Source organism: Parabacteroides sp. AF18-52, from assembly GCF_003479145.1.
In the GTDB taxonomy this organism is placed as follows: domain Bacteria; phylum Bacteroidota; class Bacteroidia; order Bacteroidales; family Tannerellaceae; genus Parabacteroides; species Parabacteroides faecis.
Genome location: NZ_QUGR01000049.1, coordinates 1 through 261 on the forward strand (window position 1 = coordinate 1; position 261 = coordinate 261).

The 261-nt window shown below is 44.1% G+C and carries 1 tRNA gene; it reads right to left on the minus strand.

Annotation, left to right across the window (positions count from 1 at the left end):
* Window positions 1-187 precede the first annotated feature (187 nt).
* Window positions 188-261: transfer RNA gene (locus DWX23_RS24780), tRNA-Ala, on the minus strand.

Here is a 261-nt window from a genome sequence, read left to right on the forward strand (position 1 = left end):
GCCTCCGAGAGCCAAGGCATCCACCGTCTGCCCTTGCTTACTTTCTTTTGTCCGGTCACAACTTAATGTGAATCGGATTGATATATCTTCAGCTTGCTCTTTTATTCGTTACTTTATTTTACGTTGTCCATCATGTCAAAGATCTTTTTTGATTACTTACGTTTCTTATGTCTCGGTAATCTTTGTGTGGAGAATAACGGATTCGAACCGTTGACCCTCTGCGTGCAAGGCAGATGCTCTAGCCAGCTGAGCTAATCCCCC